General features: G+C 63.3%; 1 protein-coding gene. It reads left to right on the top strand.

All coding sequences use genetic code 11. From position 1 onward, the window contains the following. Window positions 1-256, top strand: a 256-nt coding sequence (locus AC3A6P_RS36200) for a M24 family metallopeptidase (protein WP_487697480.1), incomplete at both ends; no start/stop codon positions are given.

The following is a 256-nucleotide window of genomic DNA, read 5'->3' on the forward strand; positions in this document are numbered from 1 at the left end:
CCAAGGCCGAGGATTTCGGGTTCGAGAACGAGATGGCCGCGTTCGGGCTGCAGTTCGCCCACGGGTTGGGTTTGGGTCTGCATGAGCGGCCGATCATCTCGCGGTTGAACTCGTTAGAGAATCCGCTGGAGATCCAGGCGGGCATGGTCTTTGCGATGGAGACCTATTGCCCGGCCTCCGATGGGACCTCCGCCGCGCGGATCGAGGAGGAAGTGGTGGTCACCGACGACGGCCCGGTGATCCTCACGAAGTTCCC

Source organism: Mycobacterium sp. Soil_C_30 (assembly GCF_057656995.1).